The organism is Bartonella sp. AA23NXGY (assembly GCF_042197165.1).
Lineage (GTDB): Bacteria > Pseudomonadota > Alphaproteobacteria > Rhizobiales > Rhizobiaceae > Bartonella.
In genome coordinates, this window is record NZ_JBHIRO010000078.1 from 1 (window position 1) to 1,041 (window position 1,041).

The window sequence follows — 1,041 nt, forward strand, 5'->3', positions numbered from 1 at the left end:
AACAATCCCTGCCGAAATTAAGCGAGGAGACAGATGAAAAAGCGATTTATTATAACAGGAATGATTACCCTTTTGGGGATGATAAATTTAACTCTAACGTCTAACTTTAGTTGGGGTTCTGGGACTCAAGGTTCAACTGTTAAAAGTCCTTTTTCAAAAGCAGAATATCTGGAAATTATTAAGTTGTTAGAACAACAAATTAAAACAAACGAAAACCAGATCGAAAACGCGAAAAAAATTCATCAGTCTATAACAGGAAATAGGATACAAAAACCAACAATAGGAGAAAACAAGAATTCTTTCATACAAGATTTGCCTTCTATCTACCCAAAAACACAGACAAACTACCAAGCCATAGCTACTGGGGAATTTAAAAAAAGATTTAATGAGATTATTCTCGAAGAGAAAAGGTACGGCTTCCAGAAGTTGCCGTATTATAAAATGCGCGAAATAATTAATACGCGTCTTAAATATAGTGGAATTGTCGAAAAAGCTGTAAGTTTTCAAACTTTTCAAGACGCAGAGAACCGCTTTAAACAAATGGACGATTTCTTAGATAAGATAAATAAAACAAAAGATCTCAAAGAAGTTTTCGAACTGCAAACACGCATCAAGACCATGTCAGCCATGATCCAAAATGAATATACAAAGCTACAAATGGTCAGAAATTTAAGCGATGACGAAGAGACTCTTATCGAAATACAAAAACGTAAATTGTACAGAAAAATTGTAGCCTCTAACTACAAAAATATGCCTATAATAAGGTCTAACCAATAAAGCTTTTTACAACATTTGCTTTTTTCATGAAAACAAAAACCAATGTAGAAGGTTCAGTACTCTCTGAACAATTAAGAGAAGCACAAAGATTTTATCAAAGCCAAGATATCATGCTGAAAACACTTAGGTAATGTATAAATGAAAATGAGGCGTTTAGCATGTATCTATGTTCCAAAGTGATAAAAAATTGAAAATTCGTTAAAGAGGAATTCCATGAACTTTACAGTTTTCACGCAACTTTTCAATAAAATTGATCAGATAACA

The 1,041-nt window shown here is 32.6% G+C and carries 1 protein-coding gene; it reads left to right on the forward strand.

Annotated features, from left to right (window positions below; all coding sequences use genetic code 11):
- The first annotated feature begins 33 nt into the window (after positions 1 to 33).
- A complete protein-coding gene (locus tag ACFINY_RS09740; RefSeq protein WP_375612679.1) occupies positions 34 to 777 on the forward strand; it encodes a type IV secretion system protein in 744 nt (247 codons plus the stop codon).
- Positions 778 to 1,041 lie beyond the last annotated feature (264 nt).

Bases quoted from the DNA above. Each gene is read 5' to 3' on its own strand.
- ACFINY_RS09740 (WP_375612679.1), top strand. From the start codon at position 34: ATGAAAAAGCGATTTATTATAACAGGAATGATTACCCTTTTGGGGATG.